This window comes from Agathobacter sp. LCP21S3_B2 (assembly GCF_052118705.1).
Classification (GTDB): Bacteria; Bacillota; Clostridia; order Lachnospirales; family Lachnospiraceae; genus Roseburia.
The window spans coordinates 102,666-126,134 of the sequence record NZ_JBQKGQ010000008.1 but is presented as its reverse complement, the minus strand read 5'-3'; the positions used below and the strand labels follow the sequence as shown (position 1 = coordinate 126,134).

Annotated in this window: 22 protein-coding genes and 1 tRNA gene; 1 reads left to right on the top strand and 22 read right to left on the bottom strand. The window is 42.7% G+C overall.

All coding sequences use genetic code 11. The features are described 5' to 3' along the window. Positions 1 to 88: 88 nt before the first annotated feature. From carB to ACTQ1L_RS07600, 17 genes are all read right to left on the bottom strand, one after another. Entirely contained in the window at positions 89 to 3,295 is a 3,207-nt protein-coding gene (carB, locus tag ACTQ1L_RS07680; protein ID WP_441366379.1) for a carbamoyl-phosphate synthase large subunit, read from the bottom strand. Then, a complete protein-coding gene (locus tag ACTQ1L_RS07675) occupies positions 3,295 to 4,365 on the bottom strand; it encodes a carbamoyl phosphate synthase small subunit (RefSeq protein WP_012741633.1) in 1,071 nt (356 codons plus the stop codon). The genes carB and ACTQ1L_RS07675 overlap by 1 nt, the downstream gene beginning before the upstream one ends. 279 nt (positions 4,366 to 4,644) lie before the next feature. Further along, complete coding sequence (locus tag ACTQ1L_RS07670) at positions 4,645 to 5,241, bottom strand: GNAT family N-acetyltransferase (protein WP_441366377.1); 597 nt, start codon at positions 5,239 to 5,241, stop codon at positions 4,645 to 4,647. After that, positions 5,241 to 7,460: an SF1B family DNA helicase RecD2 gene (recD2, locus tag ACTQ1L_RS07665; RefSeq protein ID WP_441366375.1), complete on the bottom strand. Its 2,220-nt coding sequence runs from the start codon at positions 7,458 to 7,460 to the stop codon at positions 5,241 to 5,243. The genes ACTQ1L_RS07670 and recD2 overlap by 1 nt, the downstream gene beginning before the upstream one ends. Before the next feature lie 347 nt (positions 7,461 to 7,807). Next, positions 7,808 to 8,152 (bottom strand): hypothetical protein, encoded by a 345-nt coding sequence (locus ACTQ1L_RS07660; protein ID WP_015515719.1) that lies wholly within the window; start codon positions 8,150 to 8,152, stop codon positions 7,808 to 7,810. Positions 8,153 to 8,158: 6 nt separating this feature from the next. Then, a complete protein-coding gene (locus tag ACTQ1L_RS07655; protein ID WP_321111407.1) occupies positions 8,159 to 8,977 on the bottom strand; it encodes a flagellar hook-basal body protein in 819 nt (272 codons plus the stop codon). Positions 8,978 to 8,990: 13 nt separating this feature from the next. Then, entirely contained in the window at positions 8,991 to 9,791 is an 801-nt protein-coding gene (locus ACTQ1L_RS07650) for a flagellar hook-basal body protein (protein ID WP_321111405.1), read from the bottom strand. Between the two features lie 11 nt (positions 9,792 to 9,802). Then, positions 9,803 to 10,993 (bottom strand): homoserine dehydrogenase, encoded by a 1,191-nt coding sequence (locus tag ACTQ1L_RS07645; protein WP_441366372.1) that lies wholly within the window; start codon positions 10,991 to 10,993, stop codon positions 9,803 to 9,805. Between the two features lie 7 nt (positions 10,994 to 11,000). Then, positions 11,001 to 11,444 carry an ACT domain-containing protein gene (locus ACTQ1L_RS07640; RefSeq protein ID WP_441366370.1) on the bottom strand — a complete coding sequence of 148 codons (444 nt, stop codon included), beginning with the start codon at positions 11,442 to 11,444 and terminating at the stop codon, positions 11,001 to 11,003. 118 nt (positions 11,445 to 11,562) lie between these two features. Continuing rightward, positions 11,563 to 12,676, bottom strand: a protein-coding gene (gene prfB / locus ACTQ1L_RS07635; protein WP_308657256.1) for a peptide chain release factor 2 whose coding sequence is annotated in 2 segments (ribosomal slippage) — positions 11,563 to 12,600 and positions 12,602 to 12,676 — 1,113 coding nt in all. Because the reading frame shifts where the segments join, the coding sequence is not laid out codon by codon here. 505 nt (positions 12,677 to 13,181) lie between these two features. After that, positions 13,182 to 13,673 carry a VanZ family protein gene (locus tag ACTQ1L_RS07630; RefSeq protein WP_441366368.1) on the bottom strand — a complete coding sequence of 164 codons (492 nt, stop codon included), beginning with the start codon at positions 13,671 to 13,673 and terminating at the stop codon, positions 13,182 to 13,184. Then, positions 13,657 to 15,084 carry a S41 family peptidase gene (locus ACTQ1L_RS07625; RefSeq protein WP_441366366.1) on the bottom strand — a complete coding sequence of 476 codons (1,428 nt, stop codon included), beginning with the start codon at positions 15,082 to 15,084 and terminating at the stop codon, positions 13,657 to 13,659. Before ACTQ1L_RS07625 ends, ACTQ1L_RS07630 begins: the two co-directional genes overlap by 17 nt. Before the next feature lie 79 nt (positions 15,085 to 15,163). Next, positions 15,164 to 16,072, bottom strand: a complete 909-nt coding sequence (ftsX, locus tag ACTQ1L_RS07620; protein ID WP_321111395.1) for a permease-like cell division protein FtsX — start codon at positions 16,070 to 16,072, stop codon at positions 15,164 to 15,166. Further along, the gene (gene ftsE / locus ACTQ1L_RS07615) at positions 16,062 to 16,745 is read right to left on the bottom strand and encodes a cell division ATP-binding protein FtsE (RefSeq protein WP_441366365.1); all 684 of its coding nucleotides are present in this window, start codon (positions 16,743 to 16,745) and stop codon (positions 16,062 to 16,064) included. Before ftsE ends, ftsX begins: the two co-directional genes overlap by 11 nt. Before the next feature lie 10 nt (positions 16,746 to 16,755). After that, positions 16,756 to 17,841 (bottom strand): PucR family transcriptional regulator, encoded by a 1,086-nt coding sequence (locus ACTQ1L_RS07610; protein WP_441366364.1) that lies wholly within the window; start codon positions 17,839 to 17,841, stop codon positions 16,756 to 16,758. A gap of 173 nt (positions 17,842 to 18,014) precedes the next feature. After that, positions 18,015 to 18,689: a WecB/TagA/CpsF family glycosyltransferase gene (locus tag ACTQ1L_RS07605; protein ID WP_441366363.1), complete on the bottom strand. Its 675-nt coding sequence runs from the start codon at positions 18,687 to 18,689 to the stop codon at positions 18,015 to 18,017. Positions 18,690 to 19,102: 413 nt separating this feature from the next. Next, positions 19,103 to 20,347 (bottom strand): C40 family peptidase, encoded by a 1,245-nt coding sequence (locus ACTQ1L_RS07600; protein ID WP_441366362.1) that lies wholly within the window; start codon positions 20,345 to 20,347, stop codon positions 19,103 to 19,105. 194 nt (positions 20,348 to 20,541) lie between these two features. On the opposite strand from ACTQ1L_RS07600, the gene ACTQ1L_RS07595 reads away from it, so the two are divergent. Continuing rightward, entirely contained in the window at positions 20,542 to 20,736 is a 195-nt protein-coding gene (locus ACTQ1L_RS07595; RefSeq protein ID WP_307769393.1) for a YjfB family protein, read from the top strand. Positions 20,737 to 20,897: 161 nt separating this feature from the next. Here the strand turns inward: ACTQ1L_RS07595 and ACTQ1L_RS07590 are convergent, their stop codons facing one another. From ACTQ1L_RS07590 to ACTQ1L_RS07570, 5 genes are all read right to left on the bottom strand, one after another. Beyond that, the gene (locus ACTQ1L_RS07590; RefSeq protein ID WP_321111382.1) at positions 20,898 to 21,272 is read right to left on the bottom strand and encodes a RidA family protein; all 375 of its coding nucleotides are present in this window, start codon (positions 21,270 to 21,272) and stop codon (positions 20,898 to 20,900) included. A gap of 39 nt (positions 21,273 to 21,311) precedes the next feature. Then, positions 21,312 to 22,148: a CvfB family protein gene (locus ACTQ1L_RS07585; RefSeq protein WP_441366361.1), complete on the bottom strand. Its 837-nt coding sequence runs from the start codon at positions 22,146 to 22,148 to the stop codon at positions 21,312 to 21,314. Between the two features lie 62 nt (positions 22,149 to 22,210). Beyond that, positions 22,211 to 22,939 (bottom strand): acyl-[acyl-carrier-protein] thioesterase, encoded by a 729-nt coding sequence (locus ACTQ1L_RS07580; protein ID WP_441366360.1) that lies wholly within the window; start codon positions 22,937 to 22,939, stop codon positions 22,211 to 22,213. 11 nt (positions 22,940 to 22,950) lie between these two features. Next, complete coding sequence (locus ACTQ1L_RS07575; RefSeq protein WP_321111377.1) at positions 22,951 to 23,130, bottom strand: hypothetical protein; 180 nt, start codon at positions 23,128 to 23,130, stop codon at positions 22,951 to 22,953. Between the two features lie 190 nt (positions 23,131 to 23,320). Then, positions 23,321 to 23,392: transfer RNA gene (locus ACTQ1L_RS07570), tRNA-Gln, on the bottom strand. Between the last annotated feature and the right edge of the window lie 77 nt (positions 23,393 to 23,469).

The window sequence follows — 23,469 nt, the reverse complement described above, 5'->3', positions numbered from 1 at the left end:
ATAACGCATCATATTTTTCATTTTATAAAAAATCCCCGGGCAGCATATCCGCTATACTGTCCGGGGATAAAATATATTCTATATATTTTTAAAGATTCTTAACTGTTGCAATGTCAACCGGTGTCTTCTTGTCAGAAGCAGTCTCTAATGCATGTGCAAGTGCATTCGCTGTATCCATGGCTGTGATACAGTAAACACCTGTCTCGATTGCATTTCTTCTGATAAGGAAGCCGTCTCTTGTCTTGTCTCCGTTACCCTGTGTAGGTGTATCGATTACAAGGTCTATCTTGTGTCCGAGGATAAGATCCATGACGTTTGGAGACTCCTGTGATATCTTGTTTACACGAAGAGCATTTACTCCGTGCTCCTGTAAGTACTTTGCAGTACTTCTTGTAGCATAAATCTTGTATCCAAGCTTCTCAAAACGCTTTGCAACACCTACTGCCTCAGGCTTGTCGGCATCCTTTACAGTCATAATCATCTGCTTATACTTAGGAAGCTCGACTCCCGCACCCTCAAATGCCTTGTAAAGCGCACCATTGAAGGTCTTGTCGATTCCAAGACACTCTCCTGTTGACTTCATCTCAGGTCCGAGTGAAATCTCAGCGCCACGCAGCTTCTCGAATGAGAATACCGGCATCTTGATTGCAGTGTAATCGGCTGTCGGAGCAAGTCCAGGTGTGTAGCCCATGCCCTTTATTGTCTCACCCATGATGATTCTTGCTGCGAGGTCTACAATCGGAATACCTGTAACCTTGCTGATGTATGGTACTGTTCTTGAAGAACGTGGGTTTACCTCGATAACATAGATGTTGTCATCCATATCGATAAACTGGATATTAATCATACCAACAACATGGAGTGCCTGTGCAAGTCTCTTTGTATACTCAACCAGAGTCTCTTTTGCTTTTTCTGAGATAGTATGTGCAGGGTAAACTGAGATAGAGTCTCCTGAGTGTACTCCTGTACGCTCGATGTGCTCCATGATGCCAGGAATCAGGATATCTGTACCGTCACAGATTGCATCAACCTCAATTTCCTTACCCATAAGGTACTTATCTACAAGGATTGGATGATCCTGTGTGATTGTGTTGATGATGCCGATAAACTCTTCGATTTCATCATCATTCCATGCAATCTTCATACCCTGTCCGCCAAGCACGTATGAAGGACGGACAAGTACAGGGTAACCGATCTCGTTTGCTACCTTCTTTGCCTCCTCAGCTGTAAATACTGTACCACCTGCTGCTCTTGGGATGCCTGTCTTCTGAAGAATCTCGTCGAAGAGCTCTCTGTCCTCGGCTGCGTCTACATCCTCTGCCTTTGTTCCAAGTATCTTGACACCCATCTTCATAAGTGCCTCTGTAAGCTTGATGGCGGTCTGTCCACCGAACTGTACAACAGCTCCGTCAGGCTTTTCAATATTAACGATGCTCTCAACATCCTCTGCTGTGAGTGGCTCAAAATAAAGCTTGTCAGCAATATCAAAGTCAGTTGAAACGGTCTCAGGGTTGTTGTTTACGATGATTGTCTCCCAGCCTTCCTTGGCAAACGCCCATGTACAGTGAACTGAACAGTAATCAAACTCAACACCCTGTCCGATACGGATAGGTCCTGAACCAAGTACAAGCACCTTTTTCTGTGGATTTGTCTCTACCGCCTCATTCTCGCTGCCGAATACTGAGTAGTAGTATGGTGTCTCTGCTTCAAACTCTGCGGCACAGGTATCAACCATCTTGTAGGCTGCCACAATGCCGTTGTCGTAACGCATCTTCTTGATATCAGCCTCATCAATATCTGTAAGCTGTGAGATAACATTGTCAGGGAACTCGATACGCTTTGCCTCTTTTAACAGGTCAACTGTAAGCTCCTCTGTTTTTAAACGGTTCTCCATCTCAACAAGTATTGCGATTTTATCGATAAACCAAAGATCTATCTTAGTAATCTCGTGAATATGCTCGTATTTAACTCCACGGCGGAGCGCCTCTGCGATAACCCAGATACGTCTGTCATCAACAACTGCAAGCTGTTTCTCAAGCTCATCATCTGTAAGACCTGTAAAGTCATAAGACATAAGTGAATCAACATGCTGCTCGAGAGATCTGATAGCCTTCATAAGGGCACCCTCGAAGTTGTTGCAGATACTCATTACCTCTCCGGTAGCCTTCATCTGAGTGGTAAGTGTACGCTTTGCTGTGAGGAACTTGTCGAACGGAAGTCTTGGAATCTTGACTACACAGTAATCAAGCATTGGCTCAAAGCTTGCGTATGTCTTCTGTGTGATAGCGTTCTTGATCTCATCGAGGTGATAGCCGAGTGCAATCTTGGCTGTAACCTTGGCGATAGGATATCCTGTAGCCTTTGATGCGAGTGCTGATGAACGTGAAACTCGTGGGTTTACCTCGATAACACAGTACTCGAATGAGTCAGGATTGAGGGCATACTGTACGTTACAGCCTCCTGTAATCTGAAGCTCGTTGATGATATTGAGCGCTGATGTACGAAGCATCTGATACTCTTTATCTCCAAGTGTCTGCGAAGGTGCTACTACGATTGAATCTCCTGTATGCACACCGACCGGGTCGATATTTTCCATGTTACATACTGTGATGCAGTTGCCGTTGGCATCACGCATTACCTCGTACTCGATTTCCTTCCATCCTGCGATACATCTCTCTACAAGAACCTCTCCGACACGTGACAGGCGAAGTCCATTTGAAAGTATGTCGATAAGCTCCTGCTCATCGTGAGCAATTCCACCGCCGGAACCGCCGAGTGTAAATGCAGGACGAAGAACTACAGGGTAACCAATCTTGTTGGTAAATGCAATACCGTCCTCGATATTCTTTACAACCTGTGAAGCCGCGATTGGTTCACCGATTTTCTCCATGGTATCCTTGAAGGCCTGACGGTCCTCAGCCTTGAAGATGGTCTCTGCTGTTGTTCCGATAAGCTTTACTCCATGCTCATCAAGGAAGCCGCACTCAGCGAGCTCCATGCCGAGATTGAGTCCTGCCTGTCCACCGAGTGTAGGAAGGATGCTGTCAGGCTTTTCTTTTATGATAATCTCTTTTAATGACTCAAGAGTAAGTGGCTCGATATATACCTGATCCGCAATCTGCTTATCAGTCATGATAGTTGCCGGGTTTGAGTTTACCAGACATACCTCAACGCCCTCCTCTTTTAAGGAACGGCAGGCCTGTGTTCCTGCATAGTCAAACTCTGCGGCCTGTCCGATTACGATTGGACCGGAACCGATAACTAATACTTTTTTAATATCATTATTTCTTGGCATTACTGGTTACCTCCCATCATGTTAATAAAGCGGTCAAAAAGATATGCTGAATCCTGTGGTCCAGGGCATGCCTCCGGATGGAACTGAACTGTGAAGATATTCTTGTTCACATACTTAAGTCCCTCATTAGTGCCGTCGTTGACATTTATAAATGCAGGCTCAGCCACATTAGGGTCAAGCTTATCTGTGTCAACCACATATCCATGATTCTGGGAAGAAATATAAACACGGCCGGTTGCAAGATCCTTAACCGGATGGTTTCCACCTCTGTGTCCGTACTTCATCTTGTGTGTATCTGCGCCTGTTGCAAGTGCCATGAGCTGATGTCCTAGGCAGATTGCAAAAATCGGCACATTGCTGTCATAAAGCTTCTTTATTTCCTTTATAATATCTACACACTCCTTTGGATCTCCAGGTCCGTTTGAGAGCATGATTCCGTCAGGATTGTCACCAAGTATCTCTTCAGCGGTTGTGTGTGCAGGGTAAATTGTAACTTCACAGCCTCTTTCATTGAGTGATTTGGCGATATTGTTTTTGGCACCGAAATCCATGAGGGCAACCCTCTTTCCTTGACCCTTTAAAACCTTTTTCTCAGTGCATGTGACCTTGTCAACCACATTGCCTGTAGTATATGCCTTGAGCTTTGGAATAATCTCATCGAGATTGTAATTCTCATTTGTGGTAATCATTCCGTTCATAGTACCCTTTTCCCTGAGAATCTTTGTAAGCGCACGTGTATCAATGCCGGCCACTCCCGGAATATCGTTTTTCTCGAGGAAATCCTGTATAGTACCCTCGCAGCGGAAATTACTTGGCATACGTGACAGCTCTCTTACTATATATCCATCCGGCCATGGTCTTTCTGACTCCATATCCGGTGTGATTCCATAATTTCCGATAAGTGGATAAGTCATTACAACAGCCTGTCCTGCATAGGAAGGATCTGTAAGTACCTCCAGATATCCTGTCATTGATGTGTTAAATACTATCTCACTAATGACTTCCCTTGTTGAACCAATGCTGGTTCCGGTAAATACATTACCATCTTCAAGAATTAAAAATGCTTTCATCTTTCCCCTGCCCTTTCGTGTTATACTTTGTAACCATAAGCTTCTTAGTTGCAACTAACCTTACGTCTGCGCAAAAAAAAAGAGGGCGTCTCTTTTTTCTTATAAAGTGTAGCTGCATAGTATATCTGCTTAAATTGTAAAAAGTGTATCATAATACAGCCGATTTTTCAACTGTTTTTTGTTACATAAATATGCATATTTATGTATACAATATTAGTTACTGTTCACACCAAAGTATGACCGGCAACTATTGCAGCCCATTAAACTGCATCTGAGCGTTTACGGAGTAAGTCCCGCGCATACCGCATATATCACGCCTGAGAAAAATACAAGGCATGTAAAGCCAACTGAAATTGCAATAAAAGTCTTATCAGCTATATGTCTCGGTGTATACTCCACCTGATATATGCTTTTTGCTGTCATAGGAACGTACATATCGCCTTGTCCATTGCAAAAGCCTCCCTGATATGCACTCTTAAAGCCCACACGACTGAAGTAGTCTGCCGTGTATGCCGGCATTGCATTTACAGACACCTGCATGAGCTTAAGCTGCATGCGCGCATATATCCTGACTCTCTCCAGAAGTTTTTTGCCAATTCCACGTCTTAAACACTGCGGATGCACATACAGCATGGTGATATGCCCCTCGTTTGTCATGCCGCACACTCCGCACAGCACATTGCTGTCAAACGCACCAAATACTACAAGAACACCGGTCCTTTCCTCGTCCGTCAGCCTGTCTGCATCCATATATTCATCAAAATATCGATGACAATCCTGTGTCCGAAAGCAGCCTCTGATTGCGATATTGTATATACTTACCGCAAAGTCACATGCCCCTTTTATCTCTTCATTTGTAAGTTTTCTTATTTTCATCAGATAGTCTCCTCCACTATTCTGTCTCTAAGCCCGCTATAGCGTCTCTGCTGTGAGTTGTTTTGTATCATCTCGTAAAATGTCTGTTCATCACCCACTATGGTAACACATTTCTTTGCTCTTGTAACCGCCGTATAGAGCAAATTTCTGTTCATAAGCATTCTCGGACCGCTCAAAAGAGGTATAACGACCGCCGGATACTCACTTCCCTGCGACTTGTGTATAGTGACCGCGTATGCAAGTTCAAGCTCATCCAAAAGCTTAAACGGATACTCCACCTTTCGGCCCTCGTCAAAGGATATGGTCATGGTCTCGGCAAAATCGTTGATTTCCTCAATGATACCTGTATCTCCATTGAAGATTCCCATGCCCTTATCCACACAGAGTCCGAATTTTGTCCTGATTTCCCACTCTATCTGATAGTTGTTCTTTATCTGCATCACCTTGTCGCCCTCGCGGAAAATCGTGCCCCTGTATTCTTTTTCGCGCTTGCTCTTGTCTGCCGGATTCATATACGCCTGCAATATACCGTTTAGACGTTCCACTCCGAGAAGTCCCTTTCTCATAGGCGTAAGCACCTGTATATCATACTCTGTAGCATTTACAAACCTAGGAAGCTTCTGCTTTATTAGCTGTAATGTAACATTTATTATCTTGTCGGCATCATATCTCTTAAGAAAAAAGAAATCCATGCTCTTATTATCTAACGATACCTCTTCTCCATTATTTATCTTGTGGGCGTTTACTATAATATCGCTCGTGCTCGCCTGACGAAAAATCTTTGTAAGCTTTACCGTGTGGAAGGCACCTGAATCAATAATATCCTTTAGCACGCTGCCCGGTCCTACGCTCGGAAGCTGGTTCACATCTCCTACAAGTATGAGTCTCGTACCTGCCACAACCGCCTTTAGCAATGAGTACATGAGTGATATATCAACCATCGACATCTCATCTATGATGATTACATCCGTCTCGAGCGGATTCCTTTCATTTCTCTCAAAGCCAGCTGCGCTTCCTGTGTCCATGCCGCCGTTTAACTCAAGCATACGGTGGATTGTGCGCGCCTCGTAGCCTGTTGTCTCACTCATGTGTTTTGCCGCACGGCCTGTCGGTGCAGCCAGAAAAATATCCATGCCCTCCAGCTCAAAATACTTGATAATAGTATTGATAGTGGTGGTTTTTCCTGTTCCGGGTCCTCCTGTAATGACTAAAAGGCCATTTCTGACTGCTTCCTTCACCGCCTCAACCTGGTGCTCATCGAGCTCCATCTCTGTCTTTTTCTCTATATTTCTAATTGCAGCCTCTATCTCGATATCCGGCACATCATACGTCACATCAAGCTGCTTTAGCATGGCTGCCGTGTTTGCCTCCATATAATAAAAGGTGTTAGCATAAATCTGGGTTATATCATCCTTTAGCTGCATGACAATCTTCCTGTCCATAGCCAGATTCATGTAATGTGCCTCAACCTGCGAGCTTTCCACTCCGAGCAGATATACAGCACGCCTCGTAAGCTCCTCCATCGGAAGATATGTGTGTCCGTCCATGGCAGCCTGCTGCAAAACATACTGTATACCGCTTTTTATTCTAAAATCAGAATCAGTCTTGATGCCAACCCGCGCCGCTATCTCATCTGCAGTTTTAAAACCAACTCCGTCGATATCATCCGCCATGCGGTACGGATTTTCCTTGAGCACGCTGTATATCTCTCCACCATACTTATTATATATCTTCACAGCCAGATTCATATTGATGCCGTACTGCTGCAAAAAAATCATGGCTTCCCTTAAGTCTCTTTTTGCATTGACCTGGTCCGCAATCTCCATAGCCTTTCTCTGGCTGATGCCCTTTACCTCAGCAAGCCTCTCCGGCTCTTCCTCTATGATACGGAAGGTATCCTTCTTGAATCGCCTGACAATACGTGCTGCGAGTGCAAGTCCTATACCATGTATGGCTCCTGAGCCCAGATACCTCTCAATAGCCATCTCATCCTCCGGCTCCTTCTCTTCAAAGCTTACTACCTTAAACTGTCTGCCATAGGTGGCATGCTCTGTATACTCACCGTGAGCCTCTATATTTTCCCCCTCAGCAATGTCCGAAAAAGTACCCACACATGTGAGCTCCTCCTCGTTCACTACAAGAACAAGTACCGTATACCCGTTTTCTGCATTTCTGTATATTATATGATCAACGTATCCTGTGACTGTTTCGGTTTCCAATTGAACTTCTCCGTATCTGTGTGTTTTTATTGTATTTTTGTAACTATTCACAACCACCCCACATACATTCGCAAAACCGCACGATACTCGTGCTTTCCCTCTGCTTCGCAGCTAATTTTGCTCATATATGTGGGGGTGGCTCTATTCGAGCCACCTTGAGAACAAGAAAACCTGTCGCTTACATGCAAGCATGACGCATCAGCTTTTTTGTTCTCAGTGGTTCTGAATAGTTACGTATTTTTTAAATATTATACCCTAGAGCATGCGTATCTGCAATTACTAAGTTTGCACTAAAAAAGCCGGTAACCACATGCAAGCATGCCGAACCGGCTTTTTATTATCAATTATTATGATATATTGTAGTTGCGCTTCATCTGCTCATAAAGCTGCTGTGTGATATTCTCTCCGGACTTCTCCACTATCGTATCACTCATCTGCTCTATGACAGTGTCCATGAACATATCCTTGTACTGCGACATAGAGGAATCCTCATCATCACTCTTAAGCGTCATGGAATCCTTCATTTCCTTTATGACCTGCTCCACGAAATAAGACTCAAAATCCTTAAGTGTGCTCTTGAGCTCGTCCTCTGTAGAGTCTGATGACAGATTTTTCACATTATTTTTAAGCTTGTCTGCCACCGCAGACGTATTATTTGAGTTTGCAAGTGTTGATACTGCGCTTATATCCATATGCTACTATCTCCTCAAATTATTTGCTGTCTCAAGCATCGAATCCGCTGTTGTGATAGCCTTTGAATTGAGCTCGTAGGCACGCTGTGCCACAATGAGGTTAACCATCTCGTCAGCTACCTGCACATTTGAACCCTCTAAGAACTTGTGCGCAACCTTACTCTTTGTCAGATTGGCATTTGTAGCCTCAAGCATCGGGTTGCCTGAATTGGCTGTTGCGCCCAAAAGGCTGCCTGAGAGCTTTTCTAATCCTGATGGATTGTTAAACTGATAAACTGCCATACGCTGATTCATCGGAACATACTCTCCATCTACCGTCATATATCCAATCTCGCCATATTCGTTAAATGTCATATTCTCTGACGAAACTCCCTGCGGTATGGCAATAACATTGCCTGCGGTATCCATGACAGGATTTCCCTGTGCATCTGCCAGAATCGTCTGTCCATTGCCATACTGGCTCCATTCAAATGCACCGTTTCTGGTATAATAGGTCTGACCATCAGTACCTCTTACCGCGAAGAATCCATCTCCTTCAATCGCAAAATCCGTAGGTCTGTCAGTCTCTGTTAAAGAACCCTGAGTATATGTGGATGTGGTTGCAGCCACACGGGTACCAAGCCCCACCTGCGCTCCTACCGGCTTTGCATCACCATTTCCGGATGTAGAACGAGTCTGTATCGTCTGATATAAAAGAGACTTAAACTCTGTCCTCTGACCCTTAAAGCCTGTAGTATTGACATTGGAAAGGTTGTTTGCAATTGTATCTACGTTTGTCTGTTCAGCACGCATACCGGTTGCGGCTGTGTAAAGCGCCCTCATCATATGGCATATCTCCTTATACTCTTCCTACATTGTTGACAGCCTTGTCTAATGTCTCATCAATAGATGTGATGACCTTCTGTCCTGCCTCATATGCACGCTGGATGGTAATCATGTTGACCATCTCGTTTACTACATTGACATTTGAGGTTTCCAAGGCTCCCTGTTCTATTTCGGCATCTGAGGCGATAATATTACCCCCTGCAGTAAGATTGTAGAGATTTTCACCATATTTTTCAATATAGTCATAGTTATCCACATCAACAACACCGATAGTGCCAACTAACTGATTATTCTGTATGATATATCCGAGTGAGTTTACCGAAAACTTCTCATTCGGGTCTACCTTTACCCAGTTTGCTTCACCGCCGTCTCCACTCAACGCACCTGTCGCATTGAGTACATGATCTCCGTCTGCTGTGACAAGATAACCGTCAGCATTGACCTTGAAAGCACCGTCTCTGGTATACTTTACACTTGTCTGACCTGATTTGTCAGTAAATGCAACGGCAAAAAAACCTTTTCCACCGATAGCTAAATCGGTAGGGTTATCAGTCACCTTAAAGCTGCCTTCATCCCAGTCGGTATACGTCTCACCGAGATGCACTCCGTATGTCATACTGCCCAGATTTTTGTGCAGTCCGTAGTTTGATGTATCCTTTATCTTTATAGCAAGCTCATTTTTAAATGAATGCGAGGTGGTTCCCTCTTTTTTAAATCCATAGGTATCGGAATTAGCCAGGTTGTTCGCAAGAACATCCATGCGCTTCATCTCATTAACCATACCGGTGTGAGCGGTGTATAAGCCTTTTACCATATCTTTGTCCTTTACAGTCTGATTCTGTTGATAACGTTTATCTTTGATGCCTTGTCGGCAAAATCCTTTTCTGTCATATCGCCTGTTGTGAATGCATACTCGCCGTCAACCACATCCTCAATGTAGTCTACATGTACGAATACAGCCTCAACCTCACTCTTTGGTGAATCAGTTCTCACAAAGAAGCTGTTTACACTGTCATCATAGCTTACGAGTGTGAGCTTCTCAGGCTTCCAGTCAATATAAATATTTGTGTTCTGATGCTTTGTCATATCTACAACATCTGCCACTACAGCACTTGCTGTTGGAAGCTTTCCTGCTCCACTGCCGTAGAACATAGCATCTCCGAGCACATTTCCGCGTAAAAATACGCCGTTGAACACTCCATTTACTCCTGAGAGCGGATGTGTATCATCTATCATATACGGTGCAACGAGACAGGTATAGCTGTCACCCACCTTGCGGCTTGAAGCAAGAAGCTTGATTGCACGGTGCATTGCCTTTGCGTACTTAATATCCTCAGGTGTAATCTTTGTGATACCCTCACAGTGGATATCCTCGAAATCCACCTGCTGTCCTGCAACAAGCGATGTGAGAATGGCTATCTTTCTGCATGGATCGTGTCCCTCTATGTCGGCTGTAGGATCCTTCTCTGCATAGCCCTTATCCTGTGCATCCTTTAATACCTCATCAAAGTCCGCGCCTTCCTCTGTCATCTTTGTAAGCATGTAGTTGGTTGTTCCGTTTAAGATACCTGTGATTTCCTCAATCTCGTCTGCTGTGAGACACTTGTTGAGTGGTCTGATAATAGGGATTCCGCCACCAACACTGGCCTCAAACTGGAAGTTCACTCCATGATCCCTTGCAACTTTAATGAGCTCAGCGCCCTTTGCGGCAACAAGGTTCTTGTTTGATGTTGCTACCTGTTTTCCTGCCTCAAGCATTGCCTTTACGAATGTAAATGCAGGCTCAACACCTCCCATTGTCTCTACAACGATACCGATCTCAGGGTCCTCTGCGATAATCTTATAATCATGTACTATCTTGTTCTCGATAGGTGTACCCGGGAACTCTCTTAAATCAAGCACATACTTGACCTCGATTGGCTCTCCTGCTCTCTTTGCGATTTTTTCCTTGTTGATTTCTAATACTTCTACGACACCTGATCCAATTGTGCCGTAACCCATAACTGCAATCTTCATCTTTTTGTTACTCCCTGGCTAAAATTTTTACGTAATGTATGCCCTTTAAGGACTCAATCTGCTTTGCCATATCATCCACATCATCCGACTCCGGAAATACATCCACAGATAACGTGAGTGACGCAATGCCATTTACCGGTACACTTTGGTGTATGGTAAGAATATTTGCTTTCGCATCGGCTACCGACTTAAGCACAACAGAAAGTATGCCCTGCTCGTCATCCATCTGAATGACAAGGTTCACTGTCTTTCCTTTGCGCCCCTCATAAAAAGGAAAAATATCATCCTTATATTTGTAAAAGGAGCTTCTGCTTATGCCAACAGCATCTGTTGCCTCCTGCACAGATTCAATCTTGCCCGAATCCAGCAGTCTCTTTGCCTCAACTACTTTAAGCAGCACCTCCGGTACAGCCTTTGCCCGTAAAACGAAGTAGTTTGATTTCTCCGCCATTTAGTTACCTCCAAAATGGCCGGTGTGTTTGTCACACACCGACATTTGTCCTTGACTCAAAGATTTTAACACAAAGATCGTAGTATTGCAACCTATTAGTTGATGTTCATTAAAAGACTTAGTCTGCCCCTGTAGCCATCCATTTCAGATAGCCGTTGATGAATATGTCTATACTGCCGTCAAGCACTGCATCCGCATTGCCAGTCTCCACACCTGTCCGGTGATCCTTGACCATAGTATACGGCTGAAGCACATATGAGCGAATCTGGCTTCCCCAGCCAATTTCCTTGACCTCGCCCCTGATACCTGCCTCCTTTGCAGCATTTTCTTCCTGCTTCAAAAGATACAGCTTTGCCTTTAACATCTGCATGGCTTTGTCCTTGTTCATATGCTGTGAACGCTCATTCTGACACTGTACCACAATTCCTGATGGAAAATGTGTGATACGGATAGCTGATGATGTTTTATTGATATGCTGTCCACCTGCTCCACTTGAACGGTAGGTATCAATTCTGATATCCTCATCCTTTACTTCAATGTCAAGATCCTCCTCTATATCCGGCATAACATCACAGGATACAAATGAGGTCTGTCTTTTTCCTGCTGCATTAAACGGTGAAATACGTACAAGCCTGTGTACGCCCTTTTCCGACTTCAGATATCCATATGCATTCTCTCCGTTTACCTGAAAAGTAATGGACTTGATACCTGCCTCATCGCCATCAAGTGAATCGAGCACCTCAAGGGTAAAGCCCTTTTTATCAGCCCATTTCGAATACATACGAAACAGCATGGCTGCCCAGTCACACGACTCCGTTCCACCGGCGCCTGCATTGAGCCTCAAAATAGCATTGCATTTATCATATTCACCCGACAAAAGAGTCTTCATTCTGATACCGTCATATGTACTCTCAAAATCATCAAGCATCTGCTGTATCTCAGGTATGAGTGACTCATCGTTCTCCTCATAGCCCATCTCAATCATCGTCTCTATATCTTCGTACTGTTCCTTGAGCTTTGCGTATGTAGCTACATCATCCTTCATACTCTTAAGCTCTTTCATCTTGCTCTGTGACTTCTCCGGGTCATCCCAGAAGTCAGGAGCCTCCATTTCTCGCTCTAATTCCTGGATTTTTTCTTCTTTATTAGCCAGGTCAAAGTGAATCCCTCACTTCCTGTAGTGGGGCTTTGTAGCCTTGGAGCGTGGACTTGAAATTATCCAACTCTACCACAGAATCACCTCTTTCTTTGCATTTTTTGTTGGCCGCTTTTAGTTTTACCGTATGCACCGCAGCCATCTTTTGGATGACGCTTCCCGCATTCATGCTGTGGGGTGCGGCCAGCACACAGTATATTCCTCTGAAAAATATGAAGTCAGCCACGGGATTTTTTTCGGATAGTGATTTTTTATCTTCACTTTGTTTCATTCATATAATTAATGGAACCCCGTGGCAGTTCATATTTTTCTTCGGAACATGCTATGTGCCGGCCGTAAACCTGGGTTTACGGGGCGGGAAGCTGGTTGTGACAGGAATTAAATATATATATTAAGTCAGCCATGCATCCTCTAACCAGCGTCATTATTTTTATTATACAGATTAAACTAAGAAACTGCAACTAAATTTGGCACTTATAATCATGCTTGCCATCACGCTTGTTATCATGACTGTTACTGTTCACACCTAACAGTGTGACCGACAACGATTACAGCCCACTTCTCTTCGTGTCTTCATGTTTTCATATTTTCGGTTTTGCAGTGCCTGCTGTATGCCTCTTACGCGCTACATGTGTAACAAGCGCAATAAATAGCAGCATAATTATACCGCCTGTGGTATCAATCAGTACGTCCGTGAATCTGCCGGCCCGGCCGGGCACGAACAGCTGATGGATTTCATCTGTGCAGGCATATAGGAATGTCATGGTTATCGGAATCAAAAATCTTCTTCTGCCATGCAAGAACGAAAATGTCACAAATCCAAGCAATGTGAGAATGGCATACTCACTCATGTGGGCACATTTTCTCACCGGATAATCTATAAGCTCTGCCTTATCGAGCAGCTCCTTCTCATCCCAGTGGCTTGCGGTAATGGTATTGATCACTGAAACTATGCGATAGCTGACACTGCCGCTGAGCTCAGATGACTCGGTGTCATGCTCCGCTGAAAACATGAATATGACAACCATCCAGCACAGCATTAGAAAAAATGCAATCTTATTTAAGCTTTTCATTCATTACCTCAATCGCTTTCTGAAGCTGCACATCATACTGCATGTCATAGTCTGCATTTGTGTCTCCTGTGTATTCATAATCAACCTCTACGTCAGGCTCGATACCCTTTTTGTGGATATTGTGGCCGTTTGGTGTGTAGTACTTCGATGTGGTAATCTTTACAGCATCGCCATCGGAAAGATTGTAGATAGTCTGTACAATTCCCTTTCCAAATGTCTTTTTGCCTACAAGTGTGGCATCAATATAACCATCCTCATTATAATCCTTCATGGCTCCCGCAAAAATTTCAGACGCACTTGCGCTGTTTTCATCGACTAACACTACGATAGGACAGTCAATCTGTTTACCATCGTCATCGCCAAAGGTCTTGACATTTCCGTTTTTATCCTTTGTATACACGACGGTTCCTGCCGGAAGCGTGCCAACCGATTCAGCCGGAAGCAGTCTGTCAACCATTTCTGTCACTGCGGTAAGTAGTCCTCCCGGATTAGCACGCAAATCCACTATAAGGCCCTTCATACCCTGATTTGTAAGTCCGTTAAGTGCATCCTCAAACTGACTTGCCGTGTTTGTCTGAAACTCGCTGACCTGGATATATCCCACTCCATTGTCAAGCAGCTTGCTGTCCACTGATGGCAGCTCAACATTTTTACGCTCCACCTCAACAGTAAATGGGTCAGTCTCCTCGCCACGCCTGATTTTAAGCGTAACTTTCGTGCCCTCCTTACCTCTGATTTTGGTAACAAGCTTTGTCAGATCCTCGGATATTGCCTCGACACCGTCAACAGATACTATCTCATCATCCTTTTTAAGCCCCGCTTCCTCCGAAGGTGTTCCGCTGTATACCTTTGAAACGGTCACCTGCTTTGTATCCGGATCCTGCTTTAACGCAGCTCCGATTCCATAATACGTGCCTGTCGTACTAATCTGCAGCTCCTTATATTCATCCGCAGTATAATAAACCGAATAAGGGTCATTTAATCCCTCCATCACACCATGCAGCAGACCGTTCTCCAAATCGTCCTTATCGTAATCCTTATAGTAGCACTCGTCTATGTAGTTCGCAAGCTCATCGATTTTCTGCACCGTCTTGTCGTCAAGCACATTCGCACTCTTTGCAACGGTATGCACGCTCCTGCCTGTAATCATTGTGTATGCAAAGAGCACTATAAACCCAAGCACAAGAGTCGTTGCAATACCGGTTGCAATTCCCACAACGAAGCCTTTTTTAACCGCCATTCTATGAGGCTTTTTACCACTCATATCTGAATTATTATCACATCCCAAGTCGTTGCAACCAACGCCTGCATAATTTTCCGTGTAATTTTCTCTTAAATCATCAGCTCCACCATCAGGTGCATTTACTCTCTGCACATAAGGATTGGCATCCCTGTTGTTTGAATTGTCCATTTCAGTCCTGTCCTCTCTATACTATATTTGAACTTAAAACAGCCTGTCTCCGATCGGAGCCAGACTGTCATAATTATTATTATACTCTTAAATGTTTCCGAATTGTGAATCGGCTTCCCAGGAAACCAATTCCAACACCTAATATAAGTGCTATCGGTACAAGTGTAGAGAAAATCTCCTTTGTCGGAATAAATGTCATCATATTTCCTATAAAACTGAACTTACTAGCAATATATGTACAAATCTTTCCATACATGACATTAAGCAGGCCAAGCGGAATAGCCGAGCCAATAAGTCCGATAAGAATACCCTCTACCACAAACGGAGACCTGACAAGAAAATCGGTTGCTCCGATAAGCTTCATGATGGCTATCTCCTCTCGCCTGACCGCAATACCTGTAGTCACTGTATTGCTTATAAGGAATATCGCAACACACAAAAGAATCAGAATGATACCTCCTGATACATAACTGATAAGCTTATTTAAATCAGTCAGTGTATTGGCCACATCCTGCGACTGGTTTACCTTTCTGACTCCCTCAAGTCCCTTGATATAGTTCACAAGAGTCTGCTGCATAGAGACATCGCTCAAATAAACCTGCAGATTTGCAGAATTGCTAAGAGGGTTGTCATCACCAAATGAAGCTGCTGCATCATCATAGCCCTCAAAGTATTCCTTCTGATAATTACTCCAGGCATCTTCTGCTGACTGATAATCCACCTTGCTGACCTCAGCTCTCTTCTCAATCTGAGCCTTGTCCGCATTGATTACATCCTCCGTGGTGCCTTCATTAAAGAATACTGTTACAGCAACTCCCTTTTCTGCAGTTTTGACCATGCTTGAAAAGTTAGTCACAACAATATAAAATAGTCCAAACATAAAAATACATGCTGCCATGGTAGCTATAGATGCCAGCGAGAACATTTTATTTCTAAAAATATTTTTAAAGCCCTGTTTAATTGAATAAGCTAATGTATTAATCCTCATCACTATCACCATCCTTGCTGTCTGCCACAACAAGTCCCTTCTTTATAGTGATGACACGCTTTTTCATAACCTTAACAATCTCAAGATTATGTGTGACAACGATAACAGTTGTGCCCTTCTCATTAATTTCCTCAAGCAGCTTCATAATCTCCCACGCATTATTGTTGTCGAGATTACCCGTAGGCTCATCTGCAAGAAGGAAATTCGGCTCATTTACCAAAGCCCTTGCAATCGCAACCCTCTGCTGCTCTCCTCCTGAAAGCTCCTTTGGTTTTGACTTATACTTTGCAGCCAGTCCAACCATTGAAAGCATTTTAGGGACCTTTTTCTTAATGGTGACTGTAGAAGCACCTATAACCTTAAGCGCAAAAGCCACATTCTCATAAACATTTCTATCCTTTAATAATCTAAAGTCCTGAAATACAACTCCGATATTTCTTCTGTATTTCGGAATCTGTCTACGCCTTATATGTGCCAGATTCCTTCCGTCAACAGTAATTGTTCCGTCTGTGGGTTCAAGCTCCTTCAAAAGCAGCTTAATCAGAGTGGATTTACCGGATCCACTGTCTCCGCATACAAAAACAAACTCTCCGTCATCAATCTCCAGATTGACATCGTTGAGAGCAGGTACACCTGCAGAATATGCCTTGCTGACATGTTCAAGTTTAATCATTACTTTCTCCTTAATAGTCCATTGATTCCATATACTTCATGTATTTGACTACCATAAGGGCAATCTTAAATGTGATGGCATCCTCAAACACTCTAAGGTCAAGCCCTGTGCTTTTCTGAAGCTTGTCCAATCTATATACAAGTGTGTTTCTGTGTATGTATAGCTGTCTTGAAGTCTCAGACACATTAAGGCTATTCTCAAAGAATTTATTTATAGTGGATAAAATCTCTTCATCAAAATCATCCGGTGATTTGCCATCAAAAATCTCTTTGATAAACATCTTACAAAGAGGAATCGGAAGCTGATATATCAGTCGTCCTATTCCAAGCTGTGAATATGCAATGATATTCCTCTCCTCAAAGAAGATTTTGCCAACATCGAGAGCCATTCTGGCCTCTTTGTATGATCGCGATACCTCTTTTAATTCATTAATAACAGTACCATATGCAATATGAACCCCGTCTGCTTCAGCCCTAAACAGATTTAATATGACCTCGGCTGTCTTTCTGAGATCATCATAAGTCTCATTTTCTGCCAGTTCCTTCACTACAATTATATTCTTTTCATCAACGGCTGTGACAAAATCCTTTGATTTGCCGCCAAAAAGACTTCTGATCTTTTCAAGCTCATTGCCGTCCTTCTCTCTGTTTGTCTCAACAATAAACACCACACGTCTCACTTCAATATCAATATGAAGCTTCTTTGCGCGGTTATATATATCAACCAAAAGAAGATTATCAAGCAAAAGATTTTTGATAAAGTTGTCCTTATCAAATCTTTCCTTGTATGCCACCAGAAGATTCTGGATCTGGAAGCTTGCAATCTTTCCTATCATATATACATCTTCGCTGTCACCATATGCCAATAAAACATATTCCAGCTGGTGATCATCAAAAACCTTAAAAAACTGACATCCGTTTATAACCTGACTGTCTGCCGGTGAAGTAACAAACGCCTGTGCCGGCTCTATGAACGCCTCCGCATTAGGAAAAGTCGCGGCAAGAATCTTACCCTCAACATCTATCACACAAAGATCCGTTCTGGTAATTCCTTTAAGGCCATCAATTGTATTCTGAAGTATCTGATTGGAAATCATAGTCGTTCTCCTTCTCCCCTTTTTGGTAACTGTGCATTACCCTCACAGCTACTTTTTACTAATTGCATAAATACTTTCTATTATTTTAATACATTCGCACAAAAAAATAAAGAGGAAATGTACAATTTTTACACATTTTCTCTTATTTTTTCTTTCAATGTTATACGAATTAACTATACATCACGTTTTTCATAGCTGTCAATAATGCGTGTCAGTCGTCTCACATCAAGCATTTTTCTTATTTTTCCAATAATTCCGGTTCTTTTTGCCAAAAACTTGCCACTTCCAATTCCATACCACAGAATGGTGGATATTTTATCTTTATTCCTAAAAAAGAACTTTTCCTGTACAGGTGACGGTAAAAAAGAAAGTACAACCTCAGGAGTTGCAATATTTATCTCGTTGACAACCCCCTCGTCAGTCCCATTGGTCTCGTCAAAAACACCCTTTCCAACAATCTCAAGCCGGTCAAACAGCGCCTTAAGAAATTCTTCTGCCTCATCAACAGCAGCCTGAGAATCCCCAAGTACAAAAACTGTTTTGTGATTTCTATCAAGCCTCTTGAAAAGCTCATAGAAAAAATCATGCTCCTCTATCTCATGCCTTCGCTGAAGAGTATCCGCCGAAGCAGCCTTAAGGATCCCCTCATCGGCAATCACCGTATAATCAAACAGCTCCAAAGCCTGCTTCACTTCCTCGTCAGATGCAACCAGCTCAAGTGTCTTCATATTCACTTCCTCAATAGTAGTAAAGCTCTTCTCCGCAATACATCTGTCTATCCGTATGAGCATTTCACGAGTTGTATAATTATCAAGTTGTATTCCTGCTATATCTATTTTCTTAACCATACCAAAAGTATAACAAAGACACTTCGTTTAATCAACACCTTTAAAAGTTATCCGACAATTCCACACATATTCACATTTGTTTTTCACAATTAAAATGTCAATATTTTTTATGATTTTTTTCTTTTTTCGTGTAACTTTATCACAACTTTACAAAACAATTGTTCTTTTTTTCACATTAAATAATGTTTAAAAATGTGGATAATGTTTATAAGTCCGTGCATAACTCATTTTTAAGGCACTTTAAAACCTGCTAATGTGGATAGTTATCAACATTTATCCCCAATTCAGGTTTGAGGCTGCTAACAGGCACCATATTTTTGTGCATGTTGCTAAATCATCAAAAATTCATTCATGAAAAAAACTCCCATCTCTGTGAGATGGGAGCTGTAATTGACCATATTTAATTCTTCCGACTAGAAAATTCTTCTTACTGTAATGATAGACTTGTAATTAGCCGGTGATGTATATTTGATACCATCTGATGGATTACTTGCATGTACAATAGTGTTTCCACCACAGTAAATAGCAACATGTCCACTATAGCAAATGATATCGCCAGGCTGCATATCGCTTGTGCTTACGCCATAGCCTACGCTTCTCATAGCTGATGAGCTGTGTGGAAGACTTATTCCAAACTTTGCATATACTGACATTACAAAACCTGAACAATCTGTTCCGTTTGTAAGGCTTGATCCACCATAAACATAAGGATTGCCAACGAACTGTGATGCATAATTTACAACAGCCTGTCCGTTCGAACCGCTTGGTGCACTGTAGCTCTTCTCAGATGAGCTATTGCTTGATGAACTGCTTGATGAGCTCTCTGAAGACTTAGCGGCTTTCTTTGCTGCCTTAGCTGCGGCCTTGGCTTCCTCAGCCTTTTTAGCCTCTTCTGCCTTCTTTGCTGCCTCTGCAGCCGCCTGACGCTCAGCCTCTTCCTTGGCAAGTCTTGCTGCTTCCTCTTCCTTTGACTCAGCATATGTGAACTCAGTGTTGAGTGTCACATAATCTGATGATACATAACCTGTACCATCTGCGGTAGATACTCCTACCCATCCTTCTGTAGCCTCATCTACAACTGTAAGGTCATCCTCTCCTGAAACAAGTCCAAGAACCGCTGAATCTGTTGAAGTTGAAGTTCTAACCTTTAATGTTTCTGTATTAACCTTTGCCACGCGACGTCCTACGCTCTGAACAAGTGCATCATCACCGACAACCACATATTCACTTTTCACATATCCTGTAACAGATCCTGACTGAATCTTGTACCAGCCATTGTCTGTTGTCTCAAGGACTGTACCAACTCCATTGTTATAGAGCTTTCCAAGTACATCACTGTTCTCATCTGCGTTTGCACGGATATTGACACTGTCATTAACCTGTGCAACTGCTGTATCAGCATATGCTGACTTAACAGGCTCAGCCTCTGTTGCCGCAACATCTGTTGCAGTCTCTGATGTCTGATCTCCTTTTAACATGATGTCTGTTAACATTGATGTAACACCGGCTGTAAGAGTGTTGGATGAACCAACGATATCTGATGTATAACTAGCTACTCCTGCAGTAGGTCCAGCCGCATATACTGCGTATGGCACTGATGAGAGAGCCATAAAGCCTGTAAGTACTCCGGCTGTGAGTTTCACATAATTTACTTTCATTTTACCCTCCGCTGTGTGAACCTGTAACAATTATTACGAATTTGTTACAAATATTACTTTGTCATTATAACAAAGCAACATATATATGTCAACATTTTCTTATTGTTTTCTTAAGAAAATCGTGATATTATAACAGTACATAGGACATTAGTTCCATAAAACACTTATGTAACATTTTCACAGGAGGGATTACTATGCAGTCAAGTACAGTAAATTCCGCATTATCAGCAGTCTCTCAATCTGTTTCCGGCACTTACGTGCAGGATGTCAGCATCAAGATGCTCGACAATGCAATCGACCTTAACAACACAATGGCACAGGGTACTATAAAGATGATGGAAAATTCTGTTACACCTTATCTCGGTGGCAATATCGACATATCAGTATAATATATCAATATGCCCATCATCACAGCACATATATGTAACTGCTATTACTGTTGTGCGGTTCACAAAAGCAGGAGCCGTCATGAAACATTTCATGACGGCTCCTGCTTTATTTATACCGCTTGAGCGCTACTTCACACAGCTAAATGTAAATAACGCAGCTATTATTTTGTGGCAATAGCCTCAACCTCAAGCATTACATCCTTTGGAAGTCTTGCAACCTCAACACAGCTTCTTGCAGGGTATGCTCCGTTAAAAAATGTGGCATATACCTCATTGATTGCACCAAAATCATTCATTTCCTTGATGAAAACTGTAGTCTTTACCACATTATCCATGCTTGTTCCAGCTGCTTCAAGCAGATGTGACAGGTTAGTAAACGCCTGCTTTGCCTGTGCCTGTGAACCCTCAGGAATTTCACCTGTCTCCGGCACTACCGGAATCACTCCAGAAGTATATACTATACCATTTACCTCGATAGCCTGTGAGTATGGTCCGATTGCTGCCGGTGCCTTGTCTGTACTGATAACGTTTTTCATGTCATTTTCCTTCTTTCCTGTTAATAAATTATTAAAAGACTATTTCTTCAGCCGGATTTTACCGTCTGTGAGATCAATCTTTCTTTCTTTATATAAATGTCCGACGGCACGCTTAAATGCGTTTTTGCTGAGTCCTGTTTCTCTCTTAATTACCTCCGGGCTTGCCTTCTCTGAAAACGGAAGCACACCTGCGTATGAATCAAGCAGCTCGAGAATCTTTTCAGAGTCGGAATCCATCTGGATATATGCCTTTTCCCTCATTGTCAGATCCAGCTTGCCATCCGCCTTGACATCAGTAACCTTTGCCTCTATCACATCTCCAAGCTTCAGATAAGCGGCATTCTCAAAAACCGGTATCTTTGCTGAGTATTTGTCATCAACAGCGATAAATGTACCGAAATTGTCGCTGAAATCATACACACGACCCGAAACCATATCATCCTTTTTGTATGGTGAATCTGTGCTCAGCTTATGGTAAATGCCCTTTGTGGTAGCACAGAGTCTCTGGCTTTTGTCTATGTATAATGTGACAAGTATCTCATCACCGGCGCTCACCTTTCTGACCATCTCCTTATATGGAAGGAATAAGTCCTTTTCGAGTCCCCAGTCAAGGAAAGCTCCGATTTTGGTCACTTCCTTGACCGTAAGCACTGCAAGCCCTCCGATTGTCAGCTTCGGCTCATTCGTCGTGGCAATAAGCCTGTCCTTCGAATCCTTGTATACAAAAACTCTCAGCTCATCCCCGGGCTTTGCACCCTCCGGGATTTGTTTCGCAGGGAGCAGAACTCTCTCCTCTGAACTCATGGATGGGGATAAATATATGCCAAAATCCACCTTTTTTGCATATATAAGCTCCTGATATTCTCCTAATTTCATGTTTTTCCGTCCTTTCTGTATTGATTTTTTCGCTCTAAATATCACTAAATATAACGAAATTATTACTTTTTATCCGGCACCGGCTTTCTCAAAAACTTCACCACCGCATATGGTCTTTTATCCTCATCCGCCAGCACCACCGTCACCTGCTCATCGGCAGCTTTGACAAACGATATAATAGTATCTCCAAGCTTTGCCTCTTTCCTGTACTCCACACGAAGCTCTGATATTTCAAAGCCGGCAGGTAACTGCTGCTGTGCCAGCATAATGTATTTTTCATTATTCATATGCTGATTGCTGTCTATAAAAAACTGTGGAACTACTATCTCACCATTTTGCTTCATATCATCAGGAATTTGAATCTTACGCTTAGCGCAATCCATCTCAAGCTGTGGCTCAAGTCCATATGTATCCGCAAACTCCTGCGGCACCTTTACCGGTCTTCCGGTCTGCGTATTTACAAGCACCCACACGGAGTTAGCGTAAGCAAGTAAATTGCCGTCTGCATCCTCCATTTTAAAATTCCTATATCCATAAAAAGCCTTCATGCCGTATGCCCATGTGGATATCCTCACCTGCTCATTGAGTAAAGGCAGCTTGTTTATGCATATCTGCCAGGATGAAAGCACCCACGCTATATGATTGTCTGCCAAAAACCTGATTCCCACATCATGAGACTGCGAATGAAATACACTGCAGTCCTGAAAATAGTTTGTAAGTCCGGTAAGACTCAGCCTGCACGCTGCATCCACCTCGCTGTAACGTATTCTGCTGTCAAATGAATAAGCCATAACATATTCCTCTAGTCAATAAAATTAAAATAGCTTCTGATGTATCTAAATGCCTCATCTACCCCATTGGACATCCAAAGATTTGAGCTTTTGTTTATGATATCCTGATATTCCTGTATAGTAATTGGTGTCTTTTTTTTAGAGCCAAGCTCTTCTATTAAATTGAGTATTCTTATAAAATTCTTGTCCATGTCACACCATCCTTTCTATACCTATGTAGACCATATACGTTTTTATTTTATATCAAATCTCGTTATTTCACAACTTATATTTTATTTTTGCGTGACTATCCAAAACCGATGTTACTGTTCTCAAGATGATTCAAACAGCTATCTTTATAATGCAAAAAGAGAACTTCTCATGAAGTTCTCTTTAATCTAGCTGGCCCACAAGGATTCGAACCTTGAAATGACGGAGTCAGAGTCCGTTGCCTTACCATTTGGCGATGGGCCAATATGTTGTCTCAACAAATGATATTATACACATATGACCACATGGTGTCAAGCATTTTTTTAATTATTTCAACACCA

Coding starts and splice junctions, on each gene's coding strand:
- ACTQ1L_RS07630 (WP_441366368.1), bottom strand. CDS start 13,673: ATGAAAAGCTTAAATAAGATTGCATTTTTTCTAATGCTGTGCTGGATG.
- ACTQ1L_RS07670 (WP_441366377.1), bottom strand. CDS start 5,241: ATGAAAATAAGAAAACTTACAAATGAAGAGATAAAAGGGGCATGTGAC.
- ACTQ1L_RS07585 (WP_441366361.1), bottom strand. CDS start 22,148: ATGAAATTAGGAGAATATCAGGAGCTTATATATGCAAAAAAGGTGGAT.
- ACTQ1L_RS07675 (WP_012741633.1), bottom strand. CDS start 4,365: ATGAAAGCATTTTTAATTCTTGAAGATGGTAATGTATTTACCGGAACC.
- ACTQ1L_RS07580 (WP_441366360.1), bottom strand. CDS start 22,939: ATGGCTTATTCATTTGACAGCAGAATACGTTACAGCGAGGTGGATGCA.
- carB (WP_441366379.1), bottom strand. CDS start 3,295: ATGCCAAGAAATAATGATATTAAAAAAGTATTAGTTATCGGTTCCGGT.
- ACTQ1L_RS07610 (WP_441366364.1), bottom strand. CDS start 17,841: ATGATTTCCAATCAGATACTTCAGAATACAATTGATGGCCTTAAAGGA.
- ACTQ1L_RS07655 (WP_321111407.1), bottom strand. CDS start 8,977: ATGATGAGGGCGCTTTACACAGCCGCAACCGGTATGCGTGCTGAACAG.
- ACTQ1L_RS07625 (WP_441366366.1), bottom strand. CDS start 15,084: ATGGACAATTCAAACAACAGGGATGCCAATCCTTATGTGCAGAGAGTA.
- ACTQ1L_RS07605 (WP_441366363.1), bottom strand. CDS start 18,689: ATGGTTAAGAAAATAGATATAGCAGGAATACAACTTGATAATTATACA.
- ftsX (WP_321111395.1), bottom strand. CDS start 16,072: ATGAGGATTAATACATTAGCTTATTCAATTAAACAGGGCTTTAAAAAT.
- ACTQ1L_RS07600 (WP_441366362.1), bottom strand. CDS start 20,347: ATGAAAGTAAATTATGTGAAACTCACAGCCGGAGTACTTACAGGCTTT.
- ACTQ1L_RS07650 (WP_321111405.1), bottom strand. CDS start 9,791: ATGGTAAAAGGCTTATACACCGCTCACACCGGTATGGTTAATGAGATG.
- ACTQ1L_RS07640 (WP_441366370.1), bottom strand. CDS start 11,444: ATGGCGGAGAAATCAAACTACTTCGTTTTACGGGCAAAGGCTGTACCG.
- ACTQ1L_RS07595 (WP_307769393.1), top strand. CDS start 20,542: ATGCAGTCAAGTACAGTAAATTCCGCATTATCAGCAGTCTCTCAATCT.
- ACTQ1L_RS07590 (WP_321111382.1), bottom strand. CDS start 21,272: ATGAAAAACGTTATCAGTACAGACAAGGCACCGGCAGCAATCGGACCA.
- ftsE (WP_441366365.1), bottom strand. CDS start 16,745: ATGATTAAACTTGAACATGTCAGCAAGGCATATTCTGCAGGTGTACCT.
- ACTQ1L_RS07660 (WP_015515719.1), bottom strand. CDS start 8,152: ATGGATATAAGCGCAGTATCAACACTTGCAAACTCAAATAATACGTCT.
- ACTQ1L_RS07575 (WP_321111377.1), bottom strand. CDS start 23,130: ATGGACAAGAATTTTATAAGAATACTCAATTTAATAGAAGAGCTTGGC.
- ACTQ1L_RS07645 (WP_441366372.1), bottom strand. CDS start 10,993: ATGAAGATTGCAGTTATGGGTTACGGCACAATTGGATCAGGTGTCGTA.